The 15,301-nt window shown below is 69.8% G+C and carries 15 protein-coding genes; 9 read left to right on the top strand and 6 right to left on the bottom strand.

The annotated features are described in order from the left end of the window. Nucleotides 1-89: 89 nt before the first annotated feature. The 6 genes from BCL76_RS10875 to ddaH (BCL76_RS10850) all read right to left on the bottom strand — a co-directional run bounded on the left by BCL76_RS10875 (nucleotide 90) and on the right by ddaH (BCL76_RS10850) (nucleotide 5,624). The gene (locus BCL76_RS10875; protein ID WP_109779267.1) at nucleotides 90-464 is read right to left on the bottom strand and encodes a Rieske 2Fe-2S domain-containing protein; all 375 of its coding nucleotides are present in this window, start codon (nucleotides 462-464) and stop codon (nucleotides 90-92) included. After that, nucleotides 455-1,870, bottom strand: a complete 1,416-nt coding sequence (locus tag BCL76_RS10870) for an iron-containing redox enzyme family protein (RefSeq protein WP_109779266.1) — start codon at nucleotides 1,868-1,870, stop codon at nucleotides 455-457. The genes BCL76_RS10875 and BCL76_RS10870 overlap by 10 nt, the downstream gene beginning before the upstream one ends. 71 nt (nucleotides 1,871-1,941) lie before the next feature. Continuing rightward, nucleotides 1,942-3,027, bottom strand: coding sequence for a 50S ribosomal protein L11 methyltransferase (locus tag BCL76_RS10865; protein WP_109779471.1), 1,086 nt, complete (start codon nucleotides 3,025-3,027; stop codon nucleotides 1,942-1,944). Between the two features lie 280 nt (nucleotides 3,028-3,307). Continuing rightward, nucleotides 3,308-4,063: a 2OG-Fe(II) oxygenase gene (locus BCL76_RS10860; RefSeq protein ID WP_109779265.1), complete on the bottom strand. Its 756-nt coding sequence runs from the start codon at nucleotides 4,061-4,063 to the stop codon at nucleotides 3,308-3,310. 32 nt (nucleotides 4,064-4,095) lie between these two features. Continuing rightward, on the bottom strand, nucleotides 4,096-4,650 hold the full coding sequence (locus BCL76_RS10855; RefSeq protein ID WP_109779264.1) for a methylated-DNA--[protein]-cysteine S-methyltransferase: 555 nt from the start codon (nucleotides 4,648-4,650) through the stop codon (nucleotides 4,096-4,098). Nucleotides 4,651-4,757: 107 nt separating this feature from the next. Continuing rightward, nucleotides 4,758-5,624 carry a dimethylargininase gene (gene ddaH, locus BCL76_RS10850; RefSeq protein WP_109779263.1) on the bottom strand — a complete coding sequence of 289 codons (867 nt, stop codon included), beginning with the start codon at nucleotides 5,622-5,624 and terminating at the stop codon, nucleotides 4,758-4,760. 318 nt (nucleotides 5,625-5,942) lie between these two features. On the opposite strand from ddaH (BCL76_RS10850), the gene BCL76_RS10845 reads away from it, so the two are divergent. From BCL76_RS10845 to BCL76_RS10805, 9 genes are read left to right on the top strand one after another with little or no spacing between them, the layout of a single operon-like run. After that, entirely contained in the window at nucleotides 5,943-7,253 is a 1,311-nt protein-coding gene (locus tag BCL76_RS10845; protein ID WP_109779262.1) for a SidA/IucD/PvdA family monooxygenase, read from the top strand. 54 nt (nucleotides 7,254-7,307) lie between these two features. Next, nucleotides 7,308-7,676 carry a cupin domain-containing protein gene (locus BCL76_RS10840; RefSeq protein WP_030755280.1) on the top strand — a complete coding sequence of 123 codons (369 nt, stop codon included), beginning with the start codon at nucleotides 7,308-7,310 and terminating at the stop codon, nucleotides 7,674-7,676. Beyond that, a complete protein-coding gene (locus BCL76_RS10835) occupies nucleotides 7,673-9,292 on the top strand; it encodes a class I tRNA ligase family protein (protein ID WP_109779261.1) in 1,620 nt (539 codons plus the stop codon). Before BCL76_RS10840 ends, BCL76_RS10835 begins: the two co-directional genes overlap by 4 nt. A gap of 15 nt (nucleotides 9,293-9,307) precedes the next feature. Beyond that, entirely contained in the window at nucleotides 9,308-10,603 is a 1,296-nt protein-coding gene (locus BCL76_RS10830) for an MFS transporter (protein ID WP_109779260.1), read from the top strand. 14 nt (nucleotides 10,604-10,617) lie between these two features. After that, nucleotides 10,618-11,871: an ATP-grasp domain-containing protein gene (locus tag BCL76_RS10825; protein ID WP_109779259.1), complete on the top strand. Its 1,254-nt coding sequence runs from the start codon at nucleotides 10,618-10,620 to the stop codon at nucleotides 11,869-11,871. Further along, the gene (gene ddaH, locus BCL76_RS10820) at nucleotides 11,864-12,688 is read left to right on the top strand and encodes a dimethylargininase (RefSeq protein ID WP_109779258.1); all 825 of its coding nucleotides are present in this window, start codon (nucleotides 11,864-11,866) and stop codon (nucleotides 12,686-12,688) included. Before BCL76_RS10825 ends, ddaH (BCL76_RS10820) begins: the two co-directional genes overlap by 8 nt. After that, entirely contained in the window at nucleotides 12,685-13,020 is a 336-nt protein-coding gene (locus BCL76_RS10815; RefSeq protein ID WP_109779257.1) for a hypothetical protein, read from the top strand. The genes ddaH (BCL76_RS10820) and BCL76_RS10815 overlap by 4 nt, the downstream gene beginning before the upstream one ends. Continuing rightward, nucleotides 13,017-14,795, top strand: a complete 1,779-nt coding sequence (locus tag BCL76_RS10810) for an ABC transporter substrate-binding protein (RefSeq protein WP_109779256.1) — start codon at nucleotides 13,017-13,019, stop codon at nucleotides 14,793-14,795. The genes BCL76_RS10815 and BCL76_RS10810 overlap by 4 nt, the downstream gene beginning before the upstream one ends. Beyond that, on the top strand, nucleotides 14,795-15,298 hold the full coding sequence (locus BCL76_RS10805; protein WP_109779255.1) for a YbaK/EbsC family protein: 504 nt from the start codon (nucleotides 14,795-14,797) through the stop codon (nucleotides 15,296-15,298). Before BCL76_RS10810 ends, BCL76_RS10805 begins: the two co-directional genes overlap by 1 nt. Nucleotides 15,299-15,301: the final 3 nt, after the last annotated feature.

Below are 15,301 nucleotides of genomic sequence, written 5' to 3'. Positions count from 1 at the left end.
CCGGTGCGCCGCCACCTGTGGAACACCGGGTCGGTCCAGGCCGTTGCACCCGACGCCGGATCCGCGACGTCGGGTGCAACGGGATGGGATCAGACCGCCGCACCAGGGCGGGCGAGTTCGGCCGACAATGGCCGGTACTCACGGCTGGTGCGGCCGCATACGTCGGCCGGGGCCGTCTCGGGGCGGGCGGGCCGGTCGGGGAAGACCGCCGTGACCCGGTTCCCGGTCCGCACGGCCGGGATCTCGCCCCGCAGCCGCGCCGCGGACGTCTTGCGGTCGTGCCAGGGGCAGATCAGCCGGCCGGCGTCCGGTGTCACACCGGCCAGGTGGAGCGGGCCGCCGCGGTGGGGACACTGGGCGTTCATCACGAAGCCGCGGCCGTCGACCGTGGCGTAGACGTAGGCCGTCCCGGAGACGACCACGCAGTTCTCCCGCCCCGCGACCGGGAAGCTCACTACAGGCATTTGCGGTAATCCCCCACCGAGTGGATCTCGTAGACGCACTCCTCGGACAGAATGTCGGCGCCGTGCAGCCGGTTGCGCCGGATCACGACTCCCTCGCCCGCCTCCAGCGTCAGCGACGAGCCGAGCCCGCTCTCGAAGCGCATGGTCCCGGAGACGATGTGGCAGAGCTCGTCGCCCTCGTGGCAGTGCGTGTTGGAGAGCTCGTTGAACGGCTCGACCAGGTGCGCCACCGGCGCCTGGACCCGGCCCTCCTTGATGGCCTCGTAGACGGGACCGTGCAGCTTCTTGAGCTCCGGCTGGTCGTCCATCCAGGAGATCTGCGCGACGAAGTCCTTGTCGGCGACCTCCAGCAGCACCCGGTACTCCTCGATGCCCCGGACGATCTCGGGGATGATCCCCTCGCCGTGGGCCTCGATGAGCGGCGCGATGATCTTCTCGCGCGCCATCCGGCCGTGGTGCTGGTCGATGTGCACGTGCTCGGTGAAGTACGTGGTGTCCACGGAGTCGCCGAAGACGCCGTGCAGCAGACGGTCGGCCCGCCGGCAGAAGTCGACGAGCGAGCTCTCCGTGTAGAACAGGGCGCCGACGTAGCGGAAGAACAGCTCGTGGTTCTTGCCCAGGTAGTGGAAGTAGTTGTTCAGCAGCAGGCTGCTGTTGAGGTAGTACTGCCAGTACCGGTGGAGGTCGGACTTCAGGCCGACGGACTCCATGGTCCGCTCGAACAGCGTGCTGTGCTTGGTGTCGTGCACGCCGTAGCCGTACTCGTCGATGACGACCTTGAACCATTCGGACTGGACCGGCCCGTAGTAGCCGAGGACGTTGCGCATCATCGGCGACGCCTCGGAGAGGAAGTCGGGGGCGAACTGCACCAGCCACATGCGGGCGGCGCGCTCGGGATCGGTGGAGCCGGTGACGGCGGCCTCGATCGGTGACAGCTCCTCACCGCCGCCCATGTCGAGCGAGTCGAGGTAGCTGTCCAGGCTCGCCCTGGTCCACTTCCCGGACGTCTCGACCTCGTCGTCGAGGAAACCGAAGGCGTACCGCTCCAGGGCCGGGCGTATTCGCTCCCCGAGCGCCCGGTTGGCCGGACTGTAGAACGCGCGGAAGTCCTCCTCCTTGCCCTCCAGGCCGGACTTGGGGAAGAACACCAGGTCGGCCTCGTAGACGGAGGTGAGCAGGCGCTGCACGGCCAGGCTCGTGTAGTCGAGGATGTTCTCCCGGCCCGGCACCTTGTCGAAGTCGAGGTGCGGCAGGACCTGCGGGCGCAGCTGGCGACGGTAGGGGTTGTCGTCGTTCTGCCAGTCCAGGTTGTCGAGGAAGATCGGGTTCGTGGCGTACTGCACGATCGCGTCGCGCAGTTCGGTGCCGCTGAGTTCGAACGGGACGTGCTGCGGTACGTGACTCATTGCGTTCTCCTTGGTCCGGATGCGCAGGAGGTACGACCGGCGGTACGGGGTGGGCCCGCCGGAGGTGTGGGTCAGACGTGCACGCCGAGGGAGAAGTCGCTCCACCGGAGCCGGAGCGGGACGCTCTCGCCCGCCTTCACCGGGACGGACTTCTCCAGCGGGACCCAGCCCTGCATCCAGTGCGAGCGGGTGTTCTCCGGGGAGTTGGTCAGTGTGGTGCCGGCCGCCATGTCCAGCTCGAACCAGACGACCAGGGCGTGCGCCTCGCCGTCGGTGCTCGCGGTGAGGTCGATCTGGCGCTCCCCCGGCTCCAAGGGGTCCTCGGCCAGGTCGAAGTCCACGACCGTGGCGGTCTCGGACAGGAACCGGTGGGGCCAGGTGCCCAGGCGCACCGGGAGGTGGCCGCGGGTGGACAGCGTGTTCATGAGTGAGACGTCGAAGCCGCTCGCCGTCGTGACCTGGTTGAGCCGCAGGATGTCCTCGCTGCTGACCAGCCGGCCGAGGATCCGGGCCGCGGAGGGGAACATGATCCCGCCGGGCTTCAGCAGGTGCCGGCGCGCGTGCCGGATCGACGGCAGCAGGCCCTCCCCGATGAGTCCGCAGTCGACGATCTCCGAGACGAGTACGTCCACCGGGCCGTCGAGGTCACGGCCGATCTCCAGCGAGGTCGACGGCTTGCCGATCACCGTGATGACGTCGCTGTAGCCGTGGGCGTCGATCACCTGCCGGGCCACCTCCGCGAGCAGCGGATTCATCTCGCAGGTGATCACGCGGGCAGCGCCGGCCCGGGCCGCCGCCATGGCGAGCAGCCCGCTCCCCGAGCCGATGTCCAGCACGGTCGCCCCGGACGGGATGCCCCGGGCCAAGGCGCCGGCCAGGGCGTCGTTGCGCTCGGTGTCGTTCAGCATCGCGAAGTGCCAGCGGGGAACGGTTCTGCGGGCGATCCGGGTGAAGACCTCGGAGTCGGTGGACGGACCGCCCGCCGGTGTCGTGAGCAGCGCGGACGCCTGCTCGGCGATGTCGTTCATCTCCTGCGCCAGCGATTGCAGGGACGCGGTGATGAGTCGGTGTTGAGAGCTGTTGAGCGACAGGCTCGGACCGGCGGGTCCGGGATCGTGCCCTGATGTCGCGACCTGTGCGCCCTGGACGTGCTGCATGTTCGCCACCGCTCCTCACGTTGGACCGCCCGATCAGCCGAGGTGCACGACGGCTCGTCAAGATCGGCGCTCCGTCGCAAGGCGACCGTACGGAAACGTGATGGTGCGGAACTCCAGCGGAACTTCAGCGCGAGCGGCGGTTCTGCCGGGCGCGGGACCGCCGTACGGGACGCTGACCCGCGAGAACCGTCCGCCGTGCCGGTCCGCTGGAACGAGGCGGCAGAAACCGGGTCCTCGGACCGGTTGATTCCGCCGCCTCCCGGTATAGAAGGACCGCCGCCTAGCGCGCGTCGTGGAAGATGACGCCCAGTACGTGGCGCTCCCCGCTCAGGACGGCGCTCACGCCGTGCCGCAGCGTCACCCGGCTCCAGCCGCGTACCGAGCGCACCGGGCGGTGGTCGACCGTGAAGATCAGGCCCTGGCCCTGGGTCGGCCGTCTGACGAGCGGGCGGGACTGCGCGCGCGGGCGCTGCTCGACGAACACGCTCTCCCCGCCGGTGAAGTCCTCGTCCGGGCGGTCGAGCATGATCGCCACCTGGAGCGGGAAGGTCAGGTCGCCGTAGACGTCCTGGTGCAGGCAGTTGTAGCCGCCCCGCCCGTACCGCAGCAGGAGCGGGGTCGGGCGGTGCTGACCGGCGGCCGCGCACGCCCCGAGCAGTCCCTCGTGGTCGGGGGCGAAGGCCGGCTGCCCCAGCCGCCGGGCCCATTCGTTGGCGATCAGGGCGAGCGGCGGGTACAGCCGCTCCCGCAGGTCCTGGACGATCTCGGGCAGCGGGTAGGCGAAGTAGCGGTAGAGGCCCTCGCCGAAGCGGTGCCGCGCCATGGTCACGGTGCTGCGGAAGGCCGTGGGGTGGTCGAACAGTTCCCGTAGCTCCGCACACTGCTCGGGCGACAGCAGCGGCGGGGTCACGGCCACCCCCTCGGTGTTCAGTTCCGCGGCCAGCCGTTCCCAGTGGAGGCCTCCGGGCGCGGGTGGGGCGAAGACCGGGCCGGGGAGTTCGAGGCCCGGGAGCTGGGACGGCTCGTACGCGCTCACATGCTCTGCTTTCTGCGGAGGGGAGGGCGGATTCAGGCGGCCGGCGCACCGGCGGCTTCGAGGGCGAGCAGATGGCGCTTGGCCTCCAGCCCTCCCGCGTAGCCGCTGAGACTGCCCGTGGAGCCGATGATCCGGTGGCAGGGCAGCACCACGCACAGCGGATTGTTGCCCAGCGCCGTGCCGACGGCACGCGCGGCGCCGGGCCGCTCCAGGGCCCGGGCGAGGTCCGCGTAGGTCGCGGTGCTCCCGTACGGCACGAACTCGGCCAGCATCAGGTTGGTGCGCCGGCTGAACGGGGTGGCGAGCCGCAGATCCGTCGCGACGGTGAAGTCCCGGCGCGTCCCGGCCAGATAGGCGTCGATCTGCTCCCGGGCCTCGTCCAGGACCTTCTGTCCCGGTGCGCTCCCGTCCCCCGGTCCGGCCGGGCGCAGTCCGCCCCGGCCCAGGCGCTCCGCGGCCGCTTCGGTGGTGTCGTAGCAGCACAGCACGAGCGCGTCGTCCGTCGCCGCCAGCACGAGCGGCCCCAGGATCGTGGGATGGACGGCCACCGTGGCGGTGGCGGCGCTGAGCGGGCCGGGGGTCGGCATGGCGGGACTCCTTCGTTCGTCATGATCTTGGTGCGTCACGACCCGGCCCACCGCCAGGGCCGTGCGGCGACGGTAGAAACACCGTCGCCGCCGAAAGGGTTGCGCGCTCAGCGGTCACGCAGTTCCAGGGTGCAGCACTTGACGCTGCCGCCGGCCTTGAGCAGCTCGGAGAGCTCGACGCCGATCGGCTCGAAGCCGCGCGCCCGCAGCTTGGCGTGCAGGCCGGTGGCCGCGGCGGGCAGGAGCACGTGGCGTCCGTCGGAGAAGGCGTTGAGGCCGAAGACGGCCGCGTCCTCGGCGGTGGCCAGGATCGCGGTGGGGAACAGCGCGCGCAGTACGGCCTGGCTGCCCTGGGAGAAGGCGGCCGGGTAGTACATGACCTCGTCCTCGGACAGCACGGACAGTGCGGTGTCCAGGTGGTAGTACTCCGGGTTCACCAAGGTCAGCGAGGTGACCGGGAGGCCGAAGAACTCCTGCGCCTCCGCGTGGGAACGCGGGTCCGTGCGGAAGCCGGTACCGGCCAGCAGGCGGCGGCCGACGGTGAGGATGTCGCCCTCACCCTCGTTGACGAACTCGGGCCACAGGGTGTCCGTGTAGCCGCGGCCCTCCAGCCACCGCAGGTACGCCGGTCCTTCGGCGGTGCGCTCCGCGTGCCGGAAGCGGGCCCCGTAGACCTTGCCGTCGACGACGGTGGCGCCGTTGGCCGCGAACACCATGTCGGGCAGGCCCTCGATGGGGTCTATCTCCTCGACCACGTGCCCGAGTTCGAGGTACAGGTCACGCAGACCCTCCCACTGACTGACGGCGAGCGCGTTGTCCGTCGCGTGCTGCGGGTTCATCCAGGGGTTGATCGAGTACGTGACGTCGTAGTGCCGGGGCCGGCACATCAGCAGACGTCGGCGCGTGGCGACCCGGGTGGGGCTCTCGGAACGGTAGAGGGCGCCGGCAGGGGTGATGGGCTCGGTGAGCGGCACGAGGGCTCCTTCTCATGGGGTTTCGATGGAAGCCCGGCTGCCCGAGGGATGGTTCGGCCAGCCGGAAACGTGTGACGCAACTGATCACGTGCCCCTATGGAAAAGGGGCTCCGCATTGACCGGAAGTAATCGGTGGTACCGGCCAATCAACCCGCCCGCGAGGGCCGACGCCGAGTTGATTGTCCGTGGTCGAGACGCCTTCCGGGCAATCGGGCGCTGCCATGGAATGTGGTCATCACCCGGGAGGCAAAGCAAGGACGCGAACCGTCCTGCCTGACCGTACGAACCTGTCCACCTGTTCCATCTGGAGGTACTTCCATGGCGCATCGCAATGTCGAACTGCTCGCAGTCGGTGCAGGCCCGGCGAACCTGGCGCTGGCGGTCGCCGTCGAGGAGCTCGCACCCGAGCTGGCCGGTGACACCCTGTTGATCGAGCGCGAGCAGGACATCGTGTGGCAGCGAGGCATGCTGCTGCCCGACGCGCTCAGCCAGGTGTCCTTCCTCAAGGACCTGGTCACCATGCGCAATCCGTGCAGCAGATTTTCCTTCGTCAATTTCCTTCACTCGCAGGAGCGCCTCGACGCTTTCGTCAACCTCGCGAGTTTCGTTCCTTACCGCAGCGAGATATCCGAGTATCTGCAGTGGGTCGCCGACGAACTGGAGACGGTGCAGGTCGAATACGGCCGCGAATGCGCCGGCGTCGAGGCGGTGACGGGCGAGGACGGCGAGCTGGCCGGCTGGCTGGTCACGCTGGCCGACGGCGACACCATCGGGTGCCGCTACCTCGTGATCGGCGCGGGCCGTGACGCCCACATTCCGGCCGTGTTCGAGGGTCTGCCGGCCGAGCGCGTCATCCACAGCACCCAGTACTCGCAGCGCATCACCGATGTGCGGGCCGACCTGCCGCACCGCGTCGCGGTGATCGGCGGCGCCCAGAGCGCGGCCGAGCTGTTCGGCGCCGCGCTGCGGGACCTGCCCGAGTGCAAGCCGACGATGATCATGCGCTCCATCGGTCTGAACGGCTACGAGAGCAGCAAGTTCACCAACGAGCTCTACTACACGTCCTTCATCGACGAGTTCTACGAGTCCTCGCCCGAGGCCCGCCGGCAGCTCCTCGGCGAGATGTACCGCTCCAACTACGGCGGTCTCTCCCCGGCCACCCTGGACGGCCTGTACCGGCAGTTCTACCAGGACCGCCGCTCCGGCCAGGAGCGCCTGGGCATGCACCCCATGACGGACGTGACCGGCGCCCGCATGGACGGCGACGAGGTCGTCCTGACCCTCGTCGACCGCAAGTCGGGAGCCGAGTGGGAGATGCGCACGGACCTGGTGCTCCTGGGCACCGGCTTCGTCCGGGAGATGCCGTGGGCGGTCAAGGCCCTCGCGGAGTCGATCGGTGTCGAGGAGATCAACGTGAGCCGCAACTACCGGCTCGACCTCGGCCGTCCCGCGACCGCCGCCTGCTACCTGCAGGGCGTCAACGAGGCCACCCACGGCATCGCCGACTCGCTGCTCAGCGTGCTCGCGGGCCGCTCCGCCGAGATCACCGAGGACATCCTGGCGCACCGCCGGAGCCGTTCCGCCGAGGCCCCGGCCACGCGGGAGTTCGCGCTCGCCGGCGCGGTCTGAGACCCGCGCGCCCCTCACCAGTCGTACCCGCCAGCCGAGGAGAGACCGAAGCACATGCTCACCCAGCCACTCGACCGCGAAGGACTGACGCACGAGAACGGCCTCGACGCGCAGCGGCTGCTGCCCTGGCCCGAGCTCAACGCCCCCTTCGAGGGGTCCTGGTGCGTGATCCGGCCCGGCACCGCATCGACGGCCCACGCCCACCACGAGTACGAGATCTTCATCGCCGTCGCCGGCTCCGCCGTGCTGGAGTCCCAGGGCGTGCGCAAGCCCTTCACGACCGGGGACATCGTGCACTTCACCCCGGGCTCCGACCACCGGGTGATCAACGAGTCCGACGAGGACTTCGAGATGTACAGCGTCTGGTGGGACCTCGACATGACACAGCGGTTCGCAGCTCGCCACGAAGGAGCCCAGGCATGACACGCCGTACGGTCATCATCGCGCCGCCGCCGACCCCCAACGGGGACCTGCACACCGGACACCTGGCGGGCCCGTACCTGGCGGGCGACGTGTACGCCCGCTACCTGCGGGCGTCGGACCGGCCGGTGATCTTCACCAGTGGCACCGACGACAGCCAGACCTACGTGGTGGCCAGCGCCGCCCGGGCCGGTCTGACACCGGAGGAGCTGGCCCTGCGCTCCGCCACGCAGATCCGCGCCACCCTGGAGGCGGCCGGCGTCTCCGTCGACGGCTTCGCCCCCTTCGACAAGGGCTACCGCCAGACCGTCATCGACTTCGTCACCGACCTCCACAGCGAGGGCGCCTTCCGCCTGAAGACGGTGCTCCTGCCGTACGTCGAGGCCACCGGCGAGTACCTGATGGAGGGCCTGGTCGCCGGCGACTGCCCGGTGTGCCTCGTGGAGAGCCGCGGCGGACTGTGCGAGTCCTGCGGACACCCCAACAACTTCGACGAGCTGCTGCGCCCGCGCTCCACGGTCGACCCGGACGCCGTCGTCACGCACCGCGAGGCACAGATCCTCGTGCTGCCGATGGAGGAGTACCGCGACCGGCTCGCCGACTACTACGTCCGGCACCGGGACGTCCTGCGCCCGCACACCGCGCAGCTCGTCCGGGAGGCGCTGGACCGGCCGCTGCCGGACTTCCCGATCACCTACCCCACCGCGTGGGGCATCCCGGCGCCGTTCACCGAGACGCCGGGCCAGGTCCTCAACGCCTGGGCCGAGGGCATGGCCGCCTCGATGTACTGCACCTGGTACGCGGCGGAGCAGCTCGGTGAGCACGCCGACCGCTTCGACGAGCACTGGCTGTCCGAGCACGGCATCGACCTCGTGTACTTCCTCGGATTCGACAACGTCTACTTCTGGGGAATGACGCACCTGGCGCTGCTGATGGCGCACGGCGACCGGTACGTCGAGCCGCACGCCATCGTGTCGAACGAGTTCTACGAACTGGAGAACCAGAAGTTCTCCACAAGCAAAGGTCACGTGGTCTGGGCCGCCGATCTGGTCGCCGAGGTCCCCCGCGACCTGGTGCGCTTCTACCTGGCGCTCACCGCGCCGGAGCACTCCCGGACGAACTTCAGCCGGGAGGCGCTCGACACCCTGTCGAGCTCCCGGTTGGTCAATCCGTGGAACCACCTCGCGGGCCGGCTGGAGGAGCTGCTCGCCGCGCATCCGGTGGACGCGCCGCTGCCGGTCTCCGAGACCGGTGCCCAGGAGGCGGGGATCGTCGTCGAGCGGTTCCGCTCCCACTACGAGCTGGAGAGCTTCAGCCTGCACCGGGCCGCGGACCTGATCGTCGTGCACCTCGACCGGCTGCTGAAGCAGGCGGACCGGGTGGCGGCGGACGTCCCGAGCGACCTCGGTGACCTGGTCCTCGCCGTCCGGACGTTGACCGCGTGCGCGGCTCCGCTGCTCGTCGACCTCGCGGCCCGGGCCGAGCGGGCCGGCGCCGATCTGAGCCTGCCGGCCGGTGCCTTCCCGGTCGAACCCGTCGCTCCGCTGCGACTCCCCCTCCTGTCCACCGCGGTCGGGGCGTTCGCGCCCGTGGCCGAGCCGGCCGTCATCCGAGCCTGACCTCCGAGGAGCACTGTGTCCACGATCGCCCCGCCCCGTCCCAATCGGGCAGAACGACTGCTCATCCCCGCGACCTTCATCACGAACCTGGGCAACGGCATCCAGCTCACCGCCGCCTCCTACCTGGTCTTCACCGAGGCCAACACCATGCTCGCGGTCAGCTGGCTGATGATCGCCGTCACCATCCCGCAGGTGGCGCTGTCCCTCTTCTTCGGCAAGCTCGCCGACCGCTTCGACCGCCGCACCCTGGCGATGATCTCGGACCTGGCCAGCGCGGTCGCCGCGATCGCCCTGCCGGTGTGGCTGGCCCTCGGCGGTAACCCCTCGACCGTCAGCTACGTCGCCAGCTTCGTCCTGTCGATCTCCGCGGCCCTGTTCTTCCCGGCCAGCAACGCCCTGATCAAGGAGCGCATCCCGGAGTCCCGGCTCGCGCAGTTCAACGGCAACGCCGAGATCGCCATCCAGGCCGGCACGCTCGCCTCGGCGGCCCTCGGCGGCTGGGTGATCGTCTGGGTGGGCACCACGTCGCTCTTCTACTTCAACGCGATCACGTTCCTGCTCTCCGCCGTCCTGCTGTTCTTCATCGGCCGTCGTCCGGCCGGCCAGGCCGTCACCGAGGCCGCCGCCAAGGCCGCGTCGGCCGCCGCCGCCCGGCTGACCGCCTCCCGCCCGCCGCTGGCCCGTCTGGCGCTGCTGTACATCATCGGCAACATCGTCATCATCGTCGGCAACAGCATCATGCTGGTCCTGGTCATCGAGGGCTTCAAGTCCAACGCCGGCTACCTCGGCATCGTCGACGCCCTGTTCGGCATCGGCGCCCTGTTCGCGGCCTGGGCCTTCAAGAAGATCAGCTCCAAGGCCACCGTGCTGAAGACCGCCCTGATCGGCTACCTCGCCTTCGCGGTGCTGCTGTCCATGGAGTCCATCCACCTCTACGCGATGATGGCCGTCATCCCGTTCGCCGCGATCGCCTTCTGCGTGGCCCGCATCTCGGCCCGCACCGCCCTGATGAGCGCGGCCCCCGAGGAGAAGACAGGCTTCGTGTTCGGCGCCACCAACGCCTTCGGCCTCGCCGCCGGCACCGCCGCCGTGGTCCTGATCTCGCTCCTGGTCGACTCCACCAACGTGAAGAACGGCTTCTACGCCCTCTCCGCCCTGGTCGTCGTCATCTCCACCCTCACCGTCATCTCGCTCCGCAAGCACGACCGTGAGGTCGCCGCCGCCGAGGCCGCCGCCGAGGCCGTCTCCGCGCCGGTCGCCGAGAGCGCCGAGGTCACCGAAGCCGCCGAGCCCGTCCCGGCCAAGGTCTGAGGGGGGCGGCACAGATGAAGCTGCTCGCGATCGAAGCCAGCCAGAACGCCACCTACTACATCTCGCGCTACCAGCAGATCGAGGCCCTCGGGGCCGAGGTCCACGTCCTCAACGGCATAGGCACGGAGGACTTCTGGGACGCCGACCGCTACCGGATCGCCGGCTCCAAGCAGATCGAGGACATCGTCACCGCCGCCAAGATCTGGCACGCGGAGGAGGAGTTCGAGGGGGTCCTGACCTTCTCGGAGTCCGGGGTCGTCACCGTGGCGGTCGTCGCCGAGGCGCTCGGCCTGCCGAGCATCGGCTTCGAGGCCGCCCGCACCAGCCGCAACAAGCTGCTGATGCGCCAGGCCCACGAGCGCGGCAGCGCCGCGCACCCCGGCTTCCGCCACGCCCCCGACATCGAGGCCGCCCTGAAGGCCGGCGACGAGCTCGGGTACCCGCTGATCCTCAAGCCCACCCTGGGCGCCGCCAGCAACTTCGTGTTCAAGGTCGACGACCCCGAGGAGATGCGGGCCCGCTTCGCGGACGCCACTTCGGGCATCGAGACCATGACCTGGGCCCTGATGGAGGCCGACGGCCTGGACCTCGGCCCGAACGGGATCATCGTCGAGGGCTACCTCGACGGCCACGAGCACCTCATCGAGGCGCTGGCCTGGGACGACGAGGTGTACCTCGGTTCCATCGTGGACCGGATCACCGTCGAGAGCGGCACCTTCGACGACGACGTCCACCACGCGCCGAGCTCCCTGACCCCCGAGCAGATCGCCGCGGTCCACGAGGTGGTCCGGGACGCGGCCCACGCCCAGGGACTGCGCCGGTCCGTGCTGCACGCCGAGGTGCGCTTCCACCAGGGCAAGCCCTTCATCCTGGAGATCGCGATCCGTCCCGGCGGCGGCGGCCTCGACCACATGGCGCGGATCAGCGCCGGCCACGACCCCATCCGGTGCGTGGCGGACGTGGCCCGCGGTATCCGGCCCGACGTCTCGCACTACGCGCCGACCGGTGTGCACACCGCCGCGATGTGCCTGATCAGCGGCGCGGGCACGGTCGAGTCCATCGAGGTGCCCACCGAGGTCGCCGAGGACCCGGCGCTGTTCTTCCTCAAGATCACGGCCACGGCCGGGACCCTCATCAAGCGCCCGCCGGCCGGCAACAACATCCTCGGTTTCATCGGCGCCACCGGCACCTCCCTGACGGAGGCGCTGACCACCGCGCACGTGGCGGCCGGCCGCATCCGTACCGAGATGAGGCCGGAGCATGGCTGAGGCCCCCCGGCGTACGGCCACCAAGCGGCACTACCTGATGTGCCGGCCGACCCACTTCGAGGTGACCTACGCGATCAACCCGTGGATGAACCCCGAGAAGCCGATGGACGCCGACCTGGCGCTGGCCCAGTGGGAGCGGATCCGGGACCTGTACCTCGCCTTCGGGCACGAGGTCTCCTTCATCGACCCGGTCCCGGGCCTGCCGGACATGGTGTTCTCCGCCAACGGAGCCACCGTGGTCGACGGCAAGGTGCTGATCGCGAAGTTCCGCCACCAGGAGCGGGCGGCCGAGGCCGACGCGCACCGGGCCTGGTTCGAGGCCCACGGCCACACCGACATCCACCTCCCGCGGTACGTCAACGAGGGCGAGGGCGACTTCGCCCCGGCCGGCCGGCGGATCCTGGCCGGCGCGGGATTCCGTAGCGACCCCGGCGCGCACGAGGAGCTCGCCGAGTTCTTCGGCCTGCCGGTGGTCGGCCTGACCCTGACCGACCCCCGCTTCTACCACCTGGACACCGCGCTGTTCGTCCTCGACGAGGACCTGGTGGCGTACTACCCCGCCGCCTTCTCCGAGGAGAGCCAGGAGGTGCTGCGCGAGCTGTACCCGGACGCGATCCTCGCCACCCGCCAGGACGCCGACGCCTTCGGCCTGAACGCGGTGAGCGACGGACTGAACGTGGTGGTGACGGAGACCGCCACCCACCTGATCGACGAACTGCGCGAGCGCGGCTTCGAGCCGCACCCCGTGGACATGTCCGAGCTGCTGAAGGCCGGTGGCGCGGTCAAGTGCATCACTCAGGAGATACGACACCGGTGATCGACTACGACGGCAGAAGTTTCCGCAACACCGGCTACCCGTCCGACCAGGACGCCCCCGTGGGCCACTACCGCCAGGAAGGCGACCTGCTCTGGGCCGACTTCGACGGAGGCCCCGTCCGCAGGGGCTCGCTGAACGGGCGCGTGGAGCCCGACGGGAACCTGGAGTTCGCCTACACGATGGTCCTCGCCGACGGCGAGGTGGTCGCCGGGCGGTGCTGGAGCACCCCCGAGTTCCTGGACGACGGACGGATCCGGCTCAACGAGCGCTGGGAGCGCTACGGAGCCCACTCGGACAGCGGCGTGTCCGCACTGGAGGAGGTAAGGACATGACCCCGCCCACCACCCCGCTCCGCGGGGGCAGCGTGACCTGGGCCTGCACCAGCGGCTTCAGCCCGGTCTTCATCTTCCCCTTCACCCCGGGCGAGTACTACGGGGTGGCCAACCTGCACGAGTTCCAGACCCTGATGTACCGCCCGCTGTACTGGTACGGGACCGGCGGCCAGCCGACGGTCGACTACGAGCGCAGCCTCGCCGAACCGCCGGAGTGGAGCGAGGACGGCCGCACGGCGACGATCACCATCAAGCCGTACCGGTGGTCGAACGGCGAGAGCGTCGACGCCGACAACGTGATGCTGTGGATGCACCTCCTGGAGGCCGAGAAGGACAGCTTCGGCGGCTACACGCCGGGCTTCTTCCCGGACAACCTCACCGGCTACGAGAAGGTCGCCGAGAACCGGGTCAGCTTCACCTTCGACCGCGCCTACTCGCACAACTGGGTGCTGATGAACCAGTTCAGCACCATCACCCCGCTGCCGAAGGCCTGGGACCGCACCGCCGACGACCGGCCGGCCGACGCCACCCACGACCCGGCGCAGGCCTCCGCCGTCTACGCCTACCTGCGGGCCTGCAACGACGAGCGCAAGAGCTGGGACACCAGCCCCGTCTGGAGCGTGGTCAACGGCCCCTGGAAGCTCAGCAGTTACACCATCGACGGGATCTCCGGCGAGGCCGTCCTGGTGCCCAACGAGACCTATTCGGGCCCGAACAAGCCCTACCTGGACGAGTTCCGGCTGGTGCCCACCGGCTCCGACACCGAGCAGTACGAGATGCTCCGCCGCGGCCCCGAGGCCCAGGACGGTGTGCAGATCGGCTTCCTGCCCTTCGACGAGATCACCGAGCCGGCCGAGGACCCGCTGGTCGGCGGGCCCAACCCGCTCGGCGAGCACTACGACCTCGTCCCCCAACTCACTTACAAAATTCATTACTTCCCGATCAACTTCAACAACCCGACCGTTTCCGGAAAGATCTTCAAGCAGCTCTACTTCCGCCAGGCACTGCAGTCCTGCCTCGACTCCCGGGGCGCCATCCGCGACGTCTACAAGGGCTACGGCTACCCGACCACCGGGCCCATCCCGGCCCTGCCGGACAGCCCGCTGCTCTCGCCCGCCGCGCACGAGGACCCGTACCCCTTCGACGTCGAGGCGGCCCGCGCCTTCCTCACCGAGAACGGCTGGGACACCAGCACCACCCCGGCGCGCTGCGTCCGCGAGGGCACCGGCCCCGGAGAGGCCGGCGAGGGCATCCCGGCCGGCACCCCGCTGCGGTTCTCGATGCGGTACGCCCAGGGCCACGAGACCCTGACCGCGGTCATGCGGAAGTTCGCCGCCGACGCCGCGAAGGCGGGCATCGAGATCGTGCTGACCGAGGTCGAGGCGAGCGTCCTGGTCCTGGAGGACACCACCTGCACCCCGGGCCCCGACAGCCCCTGCCTGTGGGAGTTCAGCGACTGGAACGGCGGCTGGGGTTACGGCCCCGGCTTCTACCCGACCGGTGAGGCGCTCTACTCCACCGGCTCCTCGGTGAACTTCGGCAGCTACAGCGACCCGAAGGCGGACGAGCTGATCGCCCGCACCGTCGTCAGCGACGACCTGGCGGACCTGTACGCCTACCAGGACTACATCGCGCGGCAGGTCCCCGTCATCTGGATGCCCAACTTCCCCTTCCGTCTCCTGGAAGTGGCCAAGGACCTGAAGGGCGTGGCTCCGATCAACCCCTTCGGACTGATCAATCCCGAGGACTGGCACTACGTCGGCGAGGTGCTCTGATGTACCAGCGATTGATCGATCTCCTCGACGGCAATCAGGCCCGGTACCGGCTGATCGACCACGTGGCCGAGGGCCGGACCGACCTGGCGAGCGTCCTGCGCGGTCACCCGCTGGACCAGGCCGCCAAGTGCATCGTCGTCCGCGTCAGCATCACCAAGCGCGTCGGCAAGTACGTGCTCGCGGTGGTTCCCGGCGACCGGCAGGTCGACCTGGAGGCCGTCGGCGCGCTCTTCGGCGGCGGGCGGACGGCCTTCGCCACCCCCGAGATCGCCGAGCGCCTGGCCGGCAGCGTCTGCGGCACGGTGATGCCGCTCAGCTTCCACCCCGATCTGCACCTCGTCGTCGACGAGGGCCTGATCCTCACCGAAGAGATCTACTTCAACGCGGCCCGCCTGGACCGCTCCGTGGCCCTGTCCACCCCCGACTACCTGGCCCTCGCCCAGCCGCAGCTCGCGGCGATCGCGACGGCCGGCGATCGGGTCCTGACCCACTCCGCGAGGTGACGA

The sequence above is a fragment of the Streptomyces sp. CG 926 genome (genome assembly GCF_003148825.1).
GTDB lineage: Bacteria > Actinomycetota > Actinomycetes > Streptomycetales > Streptomycetaceae > Streptomyces.
Note: the sequence above shows the minus strand (reverse complement) of the source record. Positions and strands in the feature narration are given on the sequence as shown.